Below are 18,039 nucleotides of genomic sequence, written 5' to 3'. Positions count from 1 at the left end.
TAATCTAAGCAGCACCGATGCGCAAAAGATCATGAAAATGAACAATTCCTATCGGTTTTTTATCTTCAACCACGAAGAATGCACCAATATGATGATCATTAATAAAAGCCATTGCTGCACCAACAAGTGTATTTGGCTTTACAACTTTAGGATCCTTGGTCATCACCTCATCAACATTAAATTTTGATAAATTAAAATGAATGTTCCGTGCCAGATCACCATCGGTCACAATTCCAATAAGTTCACCTTTGGGGTTAATAACACCAACACAACCAAAATGTTTTTCTACCAAAACATTCATCGCTTCAGTCATCGCTGTTCCCTGCATAACCAAAGGAATATAATCCCCCTCATGCATTATATCACACACGTATTTAAGGCTTGCACCAAGAGAACCACCAGGATGGTATATTTTGAAATCCGTGGCGGTAAAACCACGCATTTCTAAAAGAGAAACTGCTAATGCATCTCCCATTGCCAATTGCATAATTGTTGAAGTTGTAGGTGCTAAACCATGGGGACACGCCTCTTCTATCTTGGGTAATAAGAGAACAATATCCGCTTGTCGACCTAATACAGAGTGCTCACTTGATGTCATTGCAATAAGGGGGATACGAAAACGTGCCGCATAACTCATAATGCCACTTAATTCTTGCGTTTCACCAGACCATGATAAAGCAAGAATAACATCATCAGATCCAATCATACCAAGATCACCGTGATTGGCTTCTGCAGCGTGAACAAAAAAAGCAGGCGTTCCAGTTGAAGCTAAGGTTGCTGCAATTTTTGTCCCGATATGACCACTTTTCCCAAGGCCCGTAATGACCATATGTCCGGGGGCATTTCTAATGGTTTGAACAGCCGCTTCAAAAGAAGATGAAAGACTTCCAAGAAAAGCTGCTTCAAGCGCTTCAAGCCCTTGCTTTTCACTGGCAAGTGTTTTAAGCGCCGATGCAACAGCCCCCTGCAAAGCCCTATGAGGAAATGGTATTGTCATAATCAAATTCAATCAATAAAATTACATGGGAGATCTACATCATTGTTCAACTTTAATGGTTTCTAGTAAATTTTTCAATGAGGCAGAAACATGGCTGTGCATATCAGCACGTGCCAAAGAAAAAGCAACGTTAGCTTCAATAAAACCAGCTTTAGAACCGCAATCAAAAGTGCGCCCTTCTAATTGTAAACCCCAAAAATCCTGTTCGTCCGAAAGCCTTATCATCGCATCTGTTAGCTGAACTTCATTTCCTGCTCCTCGTTCTTGAGTGGAAAGAATATTAAAAATTTCTGGCTGCAAAATATACCGTCCATTGATGTACAAATTTGATGGTGCCGTTCCAAGCGCTGGTTTTTCTACCATTTTTGTGATTTCAAAACCATTGGCAATCTGTTTGCCTTTCCCCACAATACCATATTTATGGGTTTCTCTAAGATCGCATTCCTGAACTGCTATAATATTTCCGCCCCCCGTTCTTTCATAAAGACTCATCATTTCAGAAAGACACCCCTTTTTTGCTTGTATCAACATATCAGGTAACAACAAAGCAAAAGGTTCACCTGCAACTAATTCACGCGCGCACCAAACCGCATGCCCTAACCCCAAAGGGTGCTGTTGTCGTGTGAAAGAAGTTGTCCCTGGCAACGGCTGTAAACGGTATAAATGCGCCAAATCTTCTTTTTTCCCACATTCAGCAAGTGTTGTATATAATTCAACTTGCGCATCAAAATAGTCCTCAATGACTGCTTTGTTGCGTCCAGTCACAAAAATAAAATGCTCAATGCCAGCCTCCCGCGCCTCATCTACAACATATTGAATAACAGGCTTATCAACAACTGTTAGCATTTCTTTAGGTATCGTTTTTGTCGCAGGAAGAAAACGCGTACCAAGACCTGCTACGGGAAATACTGCTTTCCGGATTTTACGCAAACCCACCCTCCTCAATGAATTCATATAACCTTTTTGTTTATCACATGTTTTTATGAAATAATAAAAAAGATATCTTATTATTTTAATTATCCTTATAATGGGCAATCACAAATGTAAAAGAGAATATGAGAATTTATTGAAAGGATTAAACAAATTATTTGTTGCAGTTTTTTCCTCTTCTTGATCATATTATCGATTAAACTAAATACAAAATAAAGTTATTGCACATCTAATAAATTGAACATTAATGGGGATTTCAAAATGCAAAAAACAGAATTGAAGACTTTCTCTTTTTTAGAGAAGTCAATAAATCGCAGAATGCTTATCACTGGCTTTCTCGTTCTTTTATCTGCTTTTTTAATGTTTTTTGTATCCTTTGCATATGCTGATAGCGGATTTAAACACTGGATTAAAGAATTTAAAAAGACAGCTATTGCTCACAATATTACCCCCTCTACGTTTCATATGGCTTTTAAAGGTGTTAATGCCATTGATCCAGAAGTTTTAAAAAGTGCCACATATCAACCGGAATTTGTTGCTCCCTCATGGAATTATTTTGATAATCGTGTCCATGATATTGCAATTGTGGAAGGACGGCGCCAAGCAAAAAAATGGAATCAATGGCTTCTTCAGATTGAAGAATGTTTTGGTGTTGACCGCAATATTCTGCTTGCTATTTGGTCAATGGAAAGCAATTATGGGAAAATTTTATCCAATAAAAGTGTCATGCGTGACACCATTCGCTCGCTTGCAACCCTAGCCTATGCTGATAAAAAACGTACAAAATATGCCCATACACAACTGATTGCGGCTATGAAAATTCTACAAAGTGGTGAGATTAAACGCTCTCAACTCACTGGATCTTGGGCCGGAGCTTTGGGACATACCCAATTTATTCCAAGTAGTTATCTCACCTACGCCGTTGATATGGACAAAGACGGACGGCGTGATATCTGGAACTCTGTTCCAGATGCTCTGGCTACTGCTGCTAATCTTCTCCACAAAAATGGCTGGCAATCACACCTTATTTGGGGAGTAGAGGTGAGAGTTCCCCAAGGAAAAAATCTTCCCAGTGGGTGGTATTCCTTTGAACAATGGAAAAAATTAGGTGTAAAATACGCCAATGGGCATTCTCTTCCCCCATTAACTGAACAAGCAATATTAAAATATCCAGATGGAGCCAAAGGACCTATATTCTTAGTCACAAAAAATTTCTTTGTTCTAAAACGTTATAATAATGCAGATCGTTATGCTTTTGCTGTTGCGCTTCTTGCTGATCGTATTGCTGGACATCCTGGATTAGTGCATGATTGGCAAAGACCTTTTCAGCCTCTTACCTTCCAAGAATGCAAAGAATTGCAATCTCGCTTAAGTGCACTGGGCTATTATAAAGGAAATATTGATGGGAAAATCGGAACAGCCTCCCGCAAAGCAATTAAAGCTTTTCAGTTGCGTCACGGTTTAAAAGCAAATGGATATCCATCGTCTCAAGTGCTTTTTCTTCTTCGTAAACAATAATGGAGCGTTAAGATTTTGTCTCTTTTTCGTCTGATATATTTGATGTTCTTGCTGTTTTCACTTTCTATTGTGGGGATCATACAACCCTCCTCAAGTCACGCAACCAACTTCTTCAAATGGTTGTCACAACAAAACAAACAGACACAACAATCACCGCAAATTATAGAACAAAAAATTAACAAGCCGCAAAGAAAAATCATAACACAAAAAAACATACAAAAGCCAAAAAACGAGAATGCAAAGCGCATTCTGGTCATAGGGGATTTTGCAGCTTCTGCTGTTGCAGATGTCCTTAAGAAGTTTTTTTCGGATAAGAGCGATATCGTTATCATAAACCATACAATGCCCGCTTCCGGTCTCGTGCGAACAGATTATTATTCTTGGCAAAGCAATATTTCTAAACTTATTGATCAAAATACCCCTGATGTTATTATCATGATGATCGGTGCAAATGACAATCAACCCATCAAAGACTCTTATAGCATCATTAACACAGATCAATCAGAATGGATGCGCATCTACAAACAAAGAATTATCGAAATTACTGAAAGTCTTCACGCCTCTGGAAAATCATGGATATGGATAGGTCAGCCTGCTTTTGGAAATGACCTTTTGACACAAAAAATGAAATTTTTTAATGCGCTCTACAAACAAGAAACAGAAAAAGCAGGAGGATATTTTCTTGATATCTGGGGTGGTTTTATTGATGAAGAAGGAAGCTTTTCTTTTTCAGGCTATGATATTCATGGAAAAATAGCCAAATTACGCACCAATAATGGCATTCATTTCACCTCTGAGGGAAAGAAAAAACTTGCCTCTTATTTAGAAAAACCATTAGAAAGTATTTTAAATTTTCATGCCTTTTCTCATGACGATCCATACTCAACCGATCAAACACTTCAAAAACTTATACAAGAATCAGAAAAACAAGAGACAAGTAAAATGATGCGTCAACCTCCGATGAGCCTCGATGATATGGCACAACAAAATACCCACCTTTTAGGCAGAAGAAAATCAAGTTTTATAAAAAAATCATGGTTTCCGCCAAATGGGCATCAAAAAGATCGCGCTGATAATTTTTCTTTCCCATAATGTCTGTTTAAGATACAAAATCTCATTTCCCCCATAAAACGAAAAGCGAATAAGATAAAAAATACTGTTTACAAAAACATAAATAAAGAGAAGATTTTCATAAATCGCAACTGCATCTTGCGGATAAGATAAAAACGGCATGGTGTTAACCATACCGTTATAGCTTATAATCCACGTTTGTTCATCATTGCCTCTGGTAAAGGCATCCGTCCCCGAAAAGCTTTATAAAGTTCCTCTGGATCGCGACTTCCCCCAGCAGAATAAATAAAACGCTTTAAAAGATCAGCAAGCTCTGAATTAAAGACATCACCAGTTTCTTCAAATGCTTGAAAAGCATCAGCATCAAGTACCTCCGACCACATATAAGAATAGTATCCAGCAGCATAACCATCCCCTGCAAACACATGCATAAAATGTGAGGGACGATGACGCATAATAATTGTATCAGGCATTTGCAACTTTTCTAATTTTTTATGTTCAAAAATTGTTGGATCCGTGACTGTTTCTCCTTTGTGAAAAGCCATATCCACGAGAGCGGATGAGATAAATTCAACCGCAGAAAATCCCGCATTAAATGTCTGTGCCGCTAAAACTTTATCGATTAACTCTTGAGAGATTGGATGCCCTGTTTTTGTATGTATAGCATAAGATTTTAAAACCTCTGGTACGGTTAACCAATGTTCATAAAGTTGAGAGGGAAGTTCAACAAAATCACGTGAAACAGATGTTCCCGCTACAGAGGGCCATGTGACATCAGAAAGCAAACCATGCAATGCATGCCCAAATTCATGGAAAAGTGTCCGTGCATCATCAAGTGATAAAAGTGCCATCTCACCTTTAGAAGGTTTAGCAAAATTACAAATATTGTAGATAACCGGTTTTTGACCGCCATCCAATTTATGTTGTGATTGCAATTGGCTCATCCAGGCACCAGAACGTTTTGAAGAGCGTGCAAAATAATCACCAATGAAATGCCCCAGTAAACTTCCATCAGATTTCTTTACTTCCCACAAACGAGCATCAGGATGCCAAAGTACAACAGCATTTTTTTCTTCAAAAGTAATGCCAAAGAGTTTTTCTGCTACTCCAAAAGCCGCTTTAATCATACGATCAAGTTGAAAATAATATTTAATTTCAGCGCTATCGAAAGAAAATTTTTCAGTGCGAAGCTTTTCAGCATAATAACGCCAATCCCAAGCAGCTAAAGATTCATTGCTTCCCTGACTGTTGGCAAAATTTTGTAATTCAATTTGCTCAGCAGAAGCCTTCGCTCTTGCGCGCTCCCATACAGGCATCAGCAAATCCATAACGGAAGCAACACTTTTAGCCATGGTATTATCGAGTTTCAAATCTGCGAAAGATTTATATCCCAATAATTTAGCCTGCTCATCTCGAAGCGCAACAATCTCTAAAATAAGGGAGCGATTATCATTCTTGTTATTATTTTCACCACGTTTAGCCCAAGCTTGGAATGCAACCTCACGCAAATCACGACGATTTGAGAATTTTAAAAAAGGTTCAACAATCGAGCGTGCTAATGTTAACGCATAGGCTTCTTTATTGCCTCTTTCACATGCAATTTCCTTCATTGAAGCAATAAGATCTTCCGGCAAACCAGATAAATCTGTTTGTGTTAAAAATAGAATCCATTCAGCTTCATCATTTAAGACGTTCTGTCCAAAAGTAGCATTTAAAAAAGCAAGTCTTTCATTAATTTCCACCAGCCGTTTCTGAGCTTTATTGTCTAGTTTTGCACCATGACAAACGAACTTTTTCCACCATAATTCAAGAACACGTGTTGTTTCACTCTCAAATATGCCCTGCTGCGACTGTTTATAAAGTGCATCTATTTTTGCAAATATCCGCGCATCCATCATCATTTTTGAAGAATAACGGGAAAGTTTTACAACAAACTCTTGTTCGAGCTGTTGAATCAACGCATTCGTATGAGCACTGGCGCGCAAGAAAAATATTGAACAGACACGATCAAGCGCTTTGCCACAAAGCTCAAAAGGTTGCAAAAAATTCTCAAGCGTTGGTGGTTCTTGCACCATCGCAATCGCCTCTAATTCTTCTTCGGCTTCTTGAAGTCCCTGTTCAAAAGCGGGTTTGAAATCTTCATCTCTTATAGAAGAAAAATCAGGAAGACCTGAAAATCCTTTCCAATCCAGCACTGCTGATTTTGTCATAATATTTTATGTCTCCATTATAAATTTTAGCTGCAACAATTATCTTTACGACACAAATTGATCAATACTCAGACTATTTCATGCCTTTCAAAATTACCTGTCAAAGCTCTATTGAATAAGGAATATCTTAGCTTCATGAAATCAATAAAAATAAGAATTTCTACAATTATCAAACAAAATCTTTGATTTATAATGATAATTTATTGTTTTTTATATTGAATGAGAAAATCGAATATCATAGGATCCTTTCATTTTAAACCATCTTATATTGAAGCAATAAAGATCATTCGCTCGCACATCATAATGAAATTGCCTATTGATAAAAAAATTTGAAGAAAGGCTTCATCTCTACTGTTTACAAAACATTTCTGTAGATTCTTTTAAAAATTGCAAAGCTGTACTAAAGAAATGATGCTAAAAATGAGAACTGATTTTTACATTTACGCCTTCATATTATCATGAAATTAGACTGTATTTTTGCTTTCAGTGATTTAAAAATTGTTTATAATTTACAATTTATCCTTGACTTTACTTAAAATATTAACAATTGGAGGTATCGTTGGGGAGGTTTTTTGCGAATCTTTCATAAACTTTTATTATTTTTTATCTCATCATCTTATCTAGATTTATAACTCTCCAATTTTTCAGGAGGTATTTTATCATGACTGAAATCAAAACAGCCTTCGACTTCAAAAATTTTTCTCCTGAAGCTCTCGCTGAAAAATTAAAAAGTCTGCATTTTGCTGACTCTATTGATATTATCAATGACCTTGATATCATGGAACGTGTCACTATTCTCAGTCTTCTGCCTCTTGAGTATGTTATCGAACTTTTTGATAAACCAGAGCTTGAACAACCTGTTGCTATTTTAGAACTTCTCCCCATAAATCGTGCAGTTGAAATTCTTGATGGTATGTCTGCAGATGCTGCTGCAGACGTCTTTCAAGAAATGGATAAAGAAACCCGCACGCGGCTTTATGCCTTGCTTAAACCCTTAACGCGCGCTGAACTTAAAAAACTCACCAGTTATCCTGATCATACAGCAGGGGCACTGATGACAACAGAGTTTATAGCGGTTCCTTCAAACTGGACCATACAAAAAACTTTGGATCACATTCGTGAAGTCGAGCGAACACGTGAAACAGTTTATACCAGCTATGTGATTGACCCCAAAAAAGGGACTCTTCTTAAAGCCGTTTCACTGCGTAACCTTATTCTTGCCTCACCTGATGAACAAATTCTTAATGTCCCTACCCATGACTCGCCCGTTACAATATCGCCTTTCACACATCATGAAGATATTGCACGCCTTTTCCAGCGCCATGACCTTCTCTCTGTGCCCGTCGTTGATGAAAATAATCATGTTATTGGCATTGTAACCGTTGACGATGTGCTTGATACTATGGTCGATGAGATGAATGAAGATGCCTATAAATTTGGGGGTATGGAAGCGCTTCATAAGCCCTATATGCAAATCAAGTTTCTTGAAATGATGAAAAAACGCGGCGGCTGGCTCGCTTTACTCTTTATCGGTGAAATGCTGACCGCAAGCGCTATGCAACATTTCGAAACAGAACTTGAAAAAGCAATTATTCTTACACTGTTTATTCCCCTCATTATGAGTTCAGGAGGAAATTCCGGTTCACAAGCGACATCCCTTATTATCCGCGCGTTGGCTTTACGTGAACTCACACTGAAAGACTGGTGGAAAGTTATCATTCGTGAAATTCCAACAGGCCTATCCCTTGGTCTCTTACTTGGAATTATTGGTGTTACGCGCATCGCTCTTTGGCAAAAACTCGGTATCTATGACTATGGACAACATTGGATTGCTGTTTCAACAACAGTAGGTGCAGCTTTAGTCGGCATCGTTACCTTCGGCTCTCTCTCTGGCTCTATGTTGCCCTTTATCCTTAAAGGTTTAAAATTTGATCCAGCAAGCGCTTCTGCTCCTTTTGTGGCAACTCTAGTCGATGTCATGGGCATTATCATCTATTTTTCTGTAGCATCCCTCATTTTGTCAGGAACTCTTCTTTAAACATGTAACGTAAAAACATACCCTTACGGAAAAATCTTGTCATCTCACTAGATTTTTCCATAAGAAAACAAGCCTATTATTTGTTTTCTATCGCACCATTTCATAGGTACCATATTTTTTTATAATGATAATCCATCGTTTTGATATTAAATAATAGCGCCGAATACCATAAAAACCCCCTCATCATAAATCTTCTCATTCTCATATTTTATCAATTAAAGTCATCCTCTTGCCGGTCACAAACGTAATGAGTTTGTAGATGGAAAATTATTCAAGAAAGGAGTAAAAGACTTCTTATGTCTTCTCTCAAAATATAAAAGCTGTCGCGATATTGACAGCTGAGAAAGAATAATTAAGGGGTCATCAATAGGCTTTATACGCTTCACAAGGGCATTTATAATACACCATTGACGTATATTATAGCATTCATTGATCTTATCATGAAATGGATGAGGATACTAGGGTACCTCTCTTTAAAAGAAGATAATAAGTGTAAGCAAGACACCAATCTTAATGGTTTAAACTGTATTTTTTGAGATACTTTTGAAAGCATAACTGTGAATTAAAAATAACGGTAAAGAAAAGAATTTTCCTTTGGTGTCTTCATACTTCTTTATAAATCGGGCTGTATTTGCATTTCATCAATCAATCAAGATCATAACTCTTTTTCTAAACTATCCTAGAAAAGTTAGTGCTTCTTATAATATTCTTAATTATCATTATCTCCATATTTATCTCAAATATGCAGTTGCATTAAATCTGGATGTTGAAAAAACTCCAGCAATTGAGCCTTTATAGAGCCTTAAAGACTTGAAAGAATCATTTTGCCATAAAAATATGGCCTCCATCTTCCAAAATTATAAAAAAACATGTAAAAGGTCTTTTTAATAGTCAGGCAAAGAACGTAAAGACTTTGCCTCAAATGAAATTTCATTAAACGAAAAGAAGAAAATTTATGCAATTGCGTAACATTGCCATCATTGCCCACGTTGACCATGGGAAAACAACGCTTGTAGATGGACTTCTCAAGCAATCAGGAAACTTCCGTGATAATCAGCGTACAAGCGAACGTATGATGGATTCAAACGATATTGAAAAAGAGCGTGGAATTACAATTCTAGCGAAAGTGACATCTGTCGTTTGGAAAGATACCCGAATTAATATTGTTGATACACCAGGACATGCCGATTTTGGTGGAGAAGTTGAGCGTATTCTAAACATGGTTGATGGAGCCATCGTACTTGTTGATGCTGCTGAAGGACCTATGCCACAAACAAAATTTGTCGTTGGTAAAGCATTAAAAGTAGGATTGCGCCCTATTGTTGCTATTAATAAAATTGACCGACCTGATGCACGCGTTGATGAAGTCATTAATGAGGTTTTTGACCTTTTTGCCGCTCTTGATGCAACCGACGAACAGCTAGATTTTCCTATTCTTTATGGATCTGGGCGCGATGGATGGATGGCTGAAGCCCCAGAAGGTCCAAAAGATCAAGGGTTGGAATCTTTATTTGATCTTGTAACGCGCCATGTTCCTTCTCCTCGTGTCGCAGAAGGACCATTTCGCATGATTGGAACTATTCTTGAAGCAGATCCATTTTTGGGACGAATTATTACAGGTCGTATTCATTCCGGCTCTCTAAAGCCCAATCAAAATGTTAAAGTCCTTGGGCAAGATGGAAAACTTTTAGAAACTGGGCGTATTTCAAAAATTTTAGCATTTCGTGGTCTAGAACGGCAACCTATTGAAGAAGGAAGTGCTGGTGATATTGTTGCGATTGCAGGTCTACAAAAAGGTACCGTTGCGGATACTTTCTGTGATCCAGCTGTTAATGAACCCTTGACTGCCCAACCCATTGATCCTCCTACTGTTACGATGAGTTTCCTTGTCAATGATAGTCCCCTTGCTGGAACGGAAGGAGATAAAGTAACAAGCCGTGTCATCCGTGACCGTTTGTTAAAAGAAGCAGAAGGCAATGTCGCGCTTAAAATTGAAGAATCAGCCGATAAAGATTCTTTCTATGTGTCAGGACGAGGAGAATTACAGCTTGCGGTTCTCATTGAAAATATGCGCCGTGAAGGATTTGAGCTTAGTGTTTCACGTCCACGTGTTGTGATGCAAAAAGATGAAAATGGAATAACTCTTGAGCCAATAGAAGAAGTTGTTATCGATGTTGATGAAGAATATTCCGGTACTGTTGTGCAAAAAATGTCTGAACGTAAAGGTGAAATGGTGGAATTGCGTCCTTCTGGAGGGAATCGTGTCCGCCTTGTTTTTTACGCGCCTACCCGAGGACTCATTGGTTATCAGTCTGAACTTTTAACAGACACCCGTGGTACAGCTATTATGAATCGCCTTTTCCATACTTATGAACCTTATAAAGGAGACATTGCTGGTCGTGTTAATGGTGTTATGATTTCAAACGACAACGGTGAATCTGTTGCTTATGCTCTTTTTAATCTTGAAGATCGCGGACCTATGATCATTGATGCAGGTGTGAAAGTCTATCAAGGGATGATTATTGGCATCCACTCACGCGATAACGACTTAGAAGTCAATGTGTTAAAAGGAAAAAAACTCACCAATATGCGTGCTTCTGGAAAAGATGAAGCCGTAAAGTTAACGCCTCCCATTAAAATGACATTAGAACGTGCCCTATCGTGGATACAAGATGATGAACTTGTGGAGGTTACCCCTAAAAATATTCGGCTCCGCAAACTTTATCTTGATCCCAATGAACGTAAACGTTTTGAAAAAACACGTGCATCAATTTCAAGCTAATTGCATAACCTCTTTGGTCAAATATTTGATTGTAAGCCTCACTTTATCCCAGAAAGGATGTCTCTATGAATATTAAAGAAATACCCGTAGGCAAAAACCCGCCAGAAGATATTAATGTTATTGTGGAAGTCTCTCTTGGTGGTCAGCCAATAAAATATGAGATGGATAAAAAGTCGGGCGCATTATTCGTTGACCGTTTTCTTCATACCTCAATGGTTTATCCTGGAAATTATGGTTTTGTCCCTCATACGCTTTCAGATGATGGTGATCCTATTGATGTGCTTATCTGTAATACCCGTCCACTTATGCCTGGTTGTGTGATCAATGTTCGCCCCATCGGGGCTCTGATGATGGAAGATGATGGTGGTAAAGATGAAAAAATTATTGCCATTCCAACGCCAAAATTAACAAAACGCTATATCAATATTCATGACTATACAGACCTGGCTGAGATTACACTCAAACAAATTGAACATTTCTTCAAGCATTATAAAGATTTGGAGCCTGGGAAATGGGCTAAAATTGAAGGGTGGCGTGATAAGAACTTCGCGCATGAACTCATTAAGCAAGCCGTTGAACGCAATAAAGAAATATAACAATTTTAATATAATAAAGCCTATTTTTGATAGGCTTTATTATTTATTTTTCTACGAGATACAATCTCCAAAGGATTGCCATATCTGCTTTAGCTCCTCTAAATGTGTTGAAAAATGAAGCCGTTTGTAGCGAGATGTTGCACCGCTTGTCAGAGAAATAGAAGAAGGTGGAATTTTCCACTGCTTCGCAAGAAATTTAATGAGAGCTTTATTTGCTTTTCCATCTTCAGGAACAGCACGAAGGCGTATAGTCAGATATTGTTTTTCACCATCCTTACTTTCAATCCCTATTATTTTGTCAACGGATGATTTGGGAATGAGATATACAAACAAAATCAAGTTATTTTTATCAACTTGATAAAACATGTATTTACCTTAAATCGTATTTCTATAGATACATGCTTGCGTAAACGCGCCACATGAAATTACGAATAAAATAAATAATAATGAACACCACAATAGGCGAAATATCAATTGTTCCCAAATTTGGTAAAATTTTCCGGATGGGGCTTAAAACGGGATTTGTAAGGCGATATAGAAAGTTTCCTATCAAAATAACAAAGCGATTGCGCGAATTTATGATATTAAAAACATAAAGCCAAGAAAAAATGACACTAGAGATTAAAATATAAATATAAAGATCAAAAATCCAATCCAGTGTTTGAAGCAATGCATAAACCATGCGTTATCCCTTTCAATCAAGGAAACAGAAAAGCGTATAGAAAACCTTTATTAAAATGAATTTGTATATTGAATAATCGTTTTATATTTCAAAATCTCATGAATAAAAAACTAAATAGTCCAAATTCTTCATCTCTCTATTTAATAATAATGAAGCTAGAAAACAAATATCAAAATTAAAAAGAGTGCAATGAAAATAGAAGAAACAGAAAATAATCTGAAAACTTTAAAAGCACGCAATTATAGGATTAATTTTAAATCTTATCGTTTTAATGTTCAGACTATACGTACAAAATAAAAGCGGACTTTTAAGGCCGCCTTTATTTTATTTTTTTAATTATTTCTGCAAAGCAGTCAAACGGTTAAGGGCATTACTAAAACCATTTAGCTGAACAAATAAATCATTCAAAGGTGGTTCACCTGCTGCAGCAATTGTCATCGCTAACTTTAATTGTTTTCCAGCACGTAAAGCTGCTACGTGATTTTTATCAAAAACAACCGGAACCATACAACCTGCTGGTACACAAGTCCGAATACCGGTTTCAATAACAGCTTTTCCTTCATCAACTTGTAAACGAACAGGCTTAGAAACCAAAATGCCAAAAGGAACTGTTAAATTACCCGATACAACACCCTCAGCATTGAGAATAAGAGTCATAGCCACAACAACACGCCCCTGCTCATTCACTTCTTGGCGGTGCATAAAGCAAACTTTTTTTCCTTCTTGTAACCCGCAATTAATGGTCCACAAGCCATAGGTTTCAGTTAAAGAAGAAGCTCCATTTGGCAATGTCGCTGCTGCCTCTTTTTCTGTAGAAGGCTTTGAATTTGTTGCAAATGCAACAGATGAAATACTCAAGAGAGTACAAACTATCAGTAAATTAAATAACTTTTTCATTTTTATATTCCTGTTCTTTACATAAAAGAGAAACATGTCTATCATCTATAAATAATATACATCATATAAAGCATCTTTATAAAAAAAGCTTTCTAATATCCATATAGCTTTTATAATAACCTAAGGCTACCTCGAAATTCGCTGACAACACTCATATAAACATGCTTTTTAAAAGGAACCGCAATCGAAGGAAGAGCTGCTAGATCTATCCATTTCCATTGATCGAATTCCGCTTTATTGCCATCTGGTGGTGGATTAATTGCAATTTCAGAAAGCTCTCCTGTAAACCGAAAAGCAAACCATTTTTGCGTTTGCCCACGATATTTGTTGCTTAATGTGCATGCAATAAGTTCTTGTGGAAAATCATAATGGAACCAATTTTGTGCTTCTTTAATCAACTTTACAGATCGAATACCCGTTTCTTCATAAAGTTCTCGATATGCTGCATCTAATGGCTTTTCATCTTCATCAATTCCTCCTTGAGGAAGCTGCCAACGATGAGATCCGTCAATATCCGCATGAGCTGGCGCCATTAAACGACGCCCAACCCAAACTTTACTCTCATGATTAAAGACAACAATTCCAACACATTTGCGATAAGGAAGATTCTTCAAATTAACATCTGCATCCATTTATATTCCTCAAAAGCGCAAGCTATCGATATCATTTCTCACTTCAATATATCCTTATTGGGATCTGGTGGAAATGCCGCATTTGCCATTTCACCCCGTAACAGTTTATAAGCCTCATTCAATTGAATATCATCCTTAGGGTCTTTCGGAACAAAAGCAGCTGAACCAGATCCTTTATTGCTTTCTCGTTTCCCTTTGATATGCCCTTTTAATGCAGACTCACCAACTTTTACATCATAGCCCTTATATTTTTCAGGAAGTGGTTGCTCTACAATAATATCAGGCGTGATCCCTGTTCCTTGAATAGAAGTGCCAGAGGGCGTGTAATAAAGTGCTGTTGTTAAGCGTAAAGCGCCATTTTCGCCCAAAGGAATAATCGTTTGGACAGACCCTTTACCAAAAGACTGCGTCCCTAAAATTGTTGCACGACGATGATCTTGTAGAGCGCCTGCAACAATTTCAGAAGCACTTGCCGAACCACCATTAATCAGCACAATGAGTGGTTTTCCATTGGTGACATCTCCAGGCTTGGCATCAAATCTCGTCACATCACTCTTTTTGCGTCCACGAGTCGACACAATTTCACCTTTATTGAGAAAAGCACTCGAAACATTAACCGCTTGATCTAAAAGTCCACCCGGATTAAGCCGCAAATCAAGAACGTAACCCTTTAGTTTATCTTCAGGAATTTTAGATTGAATATCTTTAATTGCTGCCAGAAGATTACCCAATGTCTGCTCAGAAAATTGGATAACTCTTAAATATCCAATATCACCCTCAACGCGATATTTCACTGCTTTTACCTTGATAATATCACGAATAATCTTAACTTCAAATGGCTTATCAACGCCAGAACGAATAATTGTCAAGGTAATTGGCGTTCCAGGAGCCCCGCGCATCTTATTAACAGCTTCATTCAATGTTTGACCATTCGTTTGTACATCGTCAATTTTTGAAATCAAATCTCCTGCGAGAATACCTGCTTTTGAAGCGGGGGTATCATCCATCGGCGAAACAACTTTGATTAAGTTTTTTTCCATGGTGACTTCAATACCAAGACCTCCAAATTCTCCTTTCGTAGAATCCCGCATATCTTTAGCTTCTTCAGCATTCAAATAAGATGAATGGGGGTCCAGTGATGTGAGCATACCATTGATAGCATTTTCAATAAGCTTTTTATCATCTGGAACTGTGACGTATTGCTTACGCACGCGTTCAAAAACATCGCCAAATATGGCCAACTTTTTATAGGCATTATCTTCATTATTTGCAGCAACAGACTGCACCATAATCATTGAACAGGCGCCGAGCAATACCCCAGCGACCAAAAGAATAACTTTACGAATCATTTTGGCTCCTTCTCATTTTTTCAGTCTGCCACCAAGGAGTTGGATTTACAGGCTTTCCCTGCTTTCTAAACTCAATGTAAAGCATTGGAGCAGCTTTTCCTATATCCAATGCGACACTATTTGCAATAAATTGCATCCCCATCATACCCAGAGGCTCGCCTGAAAGAACAAACTGCCCCTGTTTTACATTAATTTTCGACATTCCAGTAAGAATGATATGATAACCATTTCCAACATTGAGAATGATTAACTGTCCGTAAGAACGAAATGGCCCAGCAAAAGCAACAAAAGCATCCGCTGGCGCTATCACAATAGCCCCTGACTCTGTTTCTATTGTCTCACCAAAACGCCTAATCTGCGAATTGTTATGAGAATATCGAATCCTTTTTCCTGAAACAGGAAAAAGTAAAGAACCTTTTCGGCTCTCAAAATTGGACTGCTCTAGCAATTGTAAACTTTTCCGTATCTGTATTGATGAATCAGAGCTAAGTTTTGACTGACGGTCAAGCTCTAAAATCAATTCTTCCAAAGACTGCGCTTTTTTAGCAAGAGTAATATTTCTTTGTTGCTGTTCTGTAAGTTCTTTTTCTGATTTTTTTTGTAGTTTGTTTTTTTGGGCTAATAAAAGCTCTAGGCGTTTTCGCTGCTCTGCTTGACTTTGCAGTTTTGTCTTTAACACCGTATATTCCGTAGTAATGGAATTGCTTAAATTGGTCAATTCTTTGAGTTTCTCTGTTAAATCTCGCGTTTTCTCTTGCATCTGAGGAATGACAGTCCCTAATAATACAGAACTGCGTATAGAAGCCAACACATCCTCTGGCTGTATCATAAGAGCTGGAGGTGGATTCAATCCCATACGTTCTAAAATGGCAAGAACTTCTGCAAATTCAGCGCGACGACTTTTTAAACTTTGATAGACTTGTACCCGCTTTTCTATCATTTTCTTAAGCTTTTCTTCCCTTTCAGCAATATCATCTGCCACTTTACGTTCTTCTTTCGCTGCTTTTATAAGTGCATCATTCAAAACACTTTGATCTTTTTTTAAAAGTTCAACTTGACGCGTAAGAAAAGCAACACGCTCACGCGAAAGTGAAATATTGTGGCGAATTTCTCCCAATTCTTTATGTACTTCTGTACTCCTCATTGTATCTTCCGCATGCGATACAGAAAAGCCAAAAAACATACTCAAGAATAGGATGACAAATATCACGCATTCCCCATATAAATATCGCATCTCTTTCTATGAAGAAATTTTTTCATTTGCAAAAACCATGATACCTCATCGTATACACGAGAGATGTTTTAAGTGGTGTCAGCTAAAACTCTATTAATAAATATATAAATAAGTGCTAAAAATTGAACAAAAATATTTAAAAACGGTGATATGGATGATGATTTGCAATGGTTACAGCACGATAAAGTTGTTCTGTAAGAAGAATACGTGCAATTTGATGTGGCCACGTCATAAGACCAAAAGATAAAAGAAAATCAGCACGATTCCTTATTTGTTCACTATGTCCATCAGGTCCTCCTAAAGCAATGACAACATCGCGAACGCCTTCATCACGATAACATCCTAATTTTTCAGCAAAAGCAGCTGAAGAGATCGACTCTCCGCGCTCATCCAACACAATTAATCGACATTTTTCAGATAAAAATTCAATAAGTCTCCTTCCCTCTTCCTCCATACGTTGACATGCTGTTTGAGCGCGACTTTCTGGTATCTCCTGTAATTTTTTTAAATGAAATCCTACAGCCCCAGAACTTTTAGAAAAACGATCCAAATAATGCTGGACCAATTTTTGCTCCGCTCCACTTTTCATACGACCAACCGCAAAAATAGAAATTTGCATTTTAATGATCTCCGAAGAGAACCGATGTTGTATTGTTTAAATCTGGAGCCATCCATATTTTTTCTAAATTATAAAAAAGACGAATTTCCGGACGAAAAAGGTGAATGATAATATCACCCGTATCAATCAATATCCAATCACCTCCAGAAAGCCCTTCTACACGCGCAAAGCCCTGCCCGCTGTCTTTCCAAATGCGTAACAAATGATCAGCAATTGAAGATACATGACGCTGCGAATTTGCCGAAGCTATGACCATATAATCAGCCAAAGATGACTTCCCTTGAATATCAATAGCAACAATATCTTCTGCTTTTGTATCTTCCAGACTCTTGAGAAGAATTTCAAGACTCTCACTCACAGAAAAAACTTTTTTTTCTGTTAAGGGTATAAGATCGTAAGAGTGGTTTTGTACAACGTTTTTCAGATCAATATTCCTTTCTTATTTTTGTAGTATGTAAAAAAAGCTTTCTCTAAAGAGAAGCAG

15 protein-coding genes and 1 pseudogene are annotated in these 18,039 nt (G+C 37.6%); 5 read left to right on the top strand and 11 right to left on the bottom strand.

What is annotated here, in order from left to right; translation table 11 throughout:
• Positions 1 to 4: 4 nt before the first annotated feature.
• Both D1093_RS02220 and D1093_RS02215 read right to left on the bottom strand, forming a co-directional pair.
• Entirely contained in the window at positions 5 to 997 is a 993-nt protein-coding gene (locus D1093_RS02220; protein WP_120100391.1) for a KpsF/GutQ family sugar-phosphate isomerase, read from the bottom strand.
• Positions 998 to 1,036: 39 nt separating this feature from the next.
• On the bottom strand, positions 1,037 to 1,927 hold the full coding sequence (locus D1093_RS02215) for a UTP--glucose-1-phosphate uridylyltransferase (RefSeq protein WP_120102290.1): 891 nt from the start codon (positions 1,925 to 1,927) through the stop codon (positions 1,037 to 1,039).
• 261 nt (positions 1,928 to 2,188) lie between these two features.
• Here D1093_RS02215 and D1093_RS02210 point away from each other — a divergent pair, with 261 nt between their 5' ends.
• On the top strand, positions 2,189 to 3,445 hold the full coding sequence (locus tag D1093_RS02210; RefSeq protein ID WP_120100390.1) for a lytic murein transglycosylase: 1,257 nt from the start codon (positions 2,189 to 2,191) through the stop codon (positions 3,443 to 3,445).
• A 15-nt stretch (positions 3,446 to 3,460) separates the two neighbouring features.
• Positions 3,461 to 4,537, top strand: a complete 1,077-nt coding sequence (locus tag D1093_RS02205; protein ID WP_120100388.1) for an SGNH/GDSL hydrolase family protein — start codon at positions 3,461 to 3,463, stop codon at positions 4,535 to 4,537.
• A 164-nt stretch (positions 4,538 to 4,701) separates the two neighbouring features.
• On the opposite strand, the gene D1093_RS02200 is transcribed toward D1093_RS02205, so the two are convergent.
• The gene (locus D1093_RS02200; RefSeq protein ID WP_120100386.1) at positions 4,702 to 6,726 is read right to left on the bottom strand and encodes a M3 family metallopeptidase; all 2,025 of its coding nucleotides are present in this window, start codon (positions 6,724 to 6,726) and stop codon (positions 4,702 to 4,704) included.
• 661 nt (positions 6,727 to 7,387) lie between these two features.
• Here D1093_RS02200 and mgtE point away from each other — a divergent pair.
• From mgtE to ppa, 3 genes are all read left to right on the top strand, one after another.
• Entirely contained in the window at positions 7,388 to 8,764 is a 1,377-nt protein-coding gene (gene mgtE, locus D1093_RS02195; RefSeq protein ID WP_120100385.1) for a magnesium transporter, read from the top strand.
• A gap of 955 nt (positions 8,765 to 9,719) precedes the next feature.
• A complete protein-coding gene (gene typA, locus D1093_RS02190; RefSeq protein WP_120100381.1) occupies positions 9,720 to 11,546 on the top strand; it encodes a translational GTPase TypA in 1,827 nt (608 codons plus the stop codon).
• A gap of 65 nt (positions 11,547 to 11,611) precedes the next feature.
• Positions 11,612 to 12,142, top strand: coding sequence for an inorganic diphosphatase (ppa, locus tag D1093_RS02185; RefSeq protein WP_120100380.1), 531 nt, complete (start codon positions 11,612 to 11,614; stop codon positions 12,140 to 12,142).
• A 51-nt stretch (positions 12,143 to 12,193) separates the two neighbouring features.
• Here the strand turns inward: ppa and D1093_RS02180 are convergent, their stop codons facing one another.
• The 8 genes and pseudogenes from D1093_RS02180 to rsfS all read right to left on the bottom strand — a co-directional run bounded on the left by D1093_RS02180 (position 12,194) and on the right by rsfS (position 17,985).
• Positions 12,194 to 12,508: a DUF167 domain-containing protein gene (locus tag D1093_RS02180; RefSeq protein WP_120100378.1), complete on the bottom strand. Its 315-nt coding sequence runs from the start codon at positions 12,506 to 12,508 to the stop codon at positions 12,194 to 12,196.
• A gap of 22 nt (positions 12,509 to 12,530) precedes the next feature.
• Positions 12,531 to 12,824 carry a YggT family protein gene (locus D1093_RS02175; protein WP_120100376.1) on the bottom strand — a complete coding sequence of 98 codons (294 nt, stop codon included), beginning with the start codon at positions 12,822 to 12,824 and terminating at the stop codon, positions 12,531 to 12,533.
• A gap of 336 nt (positions 12,825 to 13,160) precedes the next feature.
• Positions 13,161 to 13,721 carry an invasion associated locus B family protein gene (locus D1093_RS02170; protein ID WP_120100375.1) on the bottom strand — a complete coding sequence of 187 codons (561 nt, stop codon included), beginning with the start codon at positions 13,719 to 13,721 and terminating at the stop codon, positions 13,161 to 13,163.
• A gap of 110 nt (positions 13,722 to 13,831) precedes the next feature.
• Positions 13,832 to 14,353: an RNA pyrophosphohydrolase gene (locus D1093_RS02165; RefSeq protein WP_120100373.1), complete on the bottom strand. Its 522-nt coding sequence runs from the start codon at positions 14,351 to 14,353 to the stop codon at positions 13,832 to 13,834.
• Positions 14,354 to 14,391: 38 nt separating this feature from the next.
• Positions 14,392 to 15,702 carry a S41 family peptidase gene (locus tag D1093_RS02160; protein ID WP_120100371.1) on the bottom strand — a complete coding sequence of 437 codons (1,311 nt, stop codon included), beginning with the start codon at positions 15,700 to 15,702 and terminating at the stop codon, positions 14,392 to 14,394.
• Positions 15,692 to 16,962, bottom strand: a pseudogene (locus D1093_RS02155) (murein hydrolase activator EnvC family protein). Before D1093_RS02155 ends, D1093_RS02160 begins: the two are co-directional and overlap by 11 nt.
• Before the next feature lie 110 nt (positions 16,963 to 17,072).
• Complete coding sequence (gene rlmH, locus D1093_RS02150; protein ID WP_120100368.1) at positions 17,073 to 17,555, bottom strand: 23S rRNA (pseudouridine(1915)-N(3))-methyltransferase RlmH; 483 nt, start codon at positions 17,553 to 17,555, stop codon at positions 17,073 to 17,075.
• A 1-nt stretch (position 17,556) separates the two neighbouring features.
• Entirely contained in the window at positions 17,557 to 17,985 is a 429-nt protein-coding gene (gene rsfS, locus D1093_RS02145; RefSeq protein WP_120100366.1) for a ribosome silencing factor, read from the bottom strand.
• Positions 17,986 to 18,039: the final 54 nt, after the last annotated feature.

The organism is Bartonella kosoyi (assembly GCF_003606325.2).
Taxonomy (GTDB): domain Bacteria; phylum Pseudomonadota; class Alphaproteobacteria; order Rhizobiales; family Rhizobiaceae; genus Bartonella; species Bartonella kosoyi.
Note: the sequence above shows the minus strand (reverse complement) of the source record. Positions and strands in the feature narration are given on the sequence as shown.

Bases quoted from the DNA above. Each gene is read 5' to 3' on its own strand.
- D1093_RS02220 (WP_120100391.1), bottom strand. From the start codon at position 997: ATGACAATACCATTTCCTCATAGGGCTTTGCAGGGGGCTGTTGCATCG.
- D1093_RS02210 (WP_120100390.1), top strand. From the start codon at position 2,189: ATGCAAAAAACAGAATTGAAGACTTTCTCTTTTTTAGAGAAGTCAATA.
- D1093_RS02200 (WP_120100386.1), bottom strand. From the start codon at position 6,726: ATGACAAAATCAGCAGTGCTGGATTGGAAAGGATTTTCAGGTCTTCCT.
- mgtE (WP_120100385.1), top strand. From the start codon at position 7,388: ATGACTGAAATCAAAACAGCCTTCGACTTCAAAAATTTTTCTCCTGAA.
- typA (WP_120100381.1), top strand. From the start codon at position 9,720: ATGCAATTGCGTAACATTGCCATCATTGCCCACGTTGACCATGGGAAA.
- ppa (WP_120100380.1), top strand. From the start codon at position 11,612: ATGAATATTAAAGAAATACCCGTAGGCAAAAACCCGCCAGAAGATATT.
- D1093_RS02180 (WP_120100378.1), bottom strand. From the start codon at position 12,508: ATGTTTTATCAAGTTGATAAAAATAACTTGATTTTGTTTGTATATCTC.
- D1093_RS02175 (WP_120100376.1), bottom strand. From the start codon at position 12,824: ATGGTTTATGCATTGCTTCAAACACTGGATTGGATTTTTGATCTTTAT.
- D1093_RS02170 (WP_120100375.1), bottom strand. From the start codon at position 13,721: ATGAAAAAGTTATTTAATTTACTGATAGTTTGTACTCTCTTGAGTATT.
- D1093_RS02165 (WP_120100373.1), bottom strand. From the start codon at position 14,353: ATGGATGCAGATGTTAATTTGAAGAATCTTCCTTATCGCAAATGTGTT.
- D1093_RS02160 (WP_120100371.1), bottom strand. From the start codon at position 15,702: ATGATTCGTAAAGTTATTCTTTTGGTCGCTGGGGTATTGCTCGGCGCC.
- rlmH (WP_120100368.1), bottom strand. From the start codon at position 17,555: ATGCAAATTTCTATTTTTGCGGTTGGTCGTATGAAAAGTGGAGCGGAG.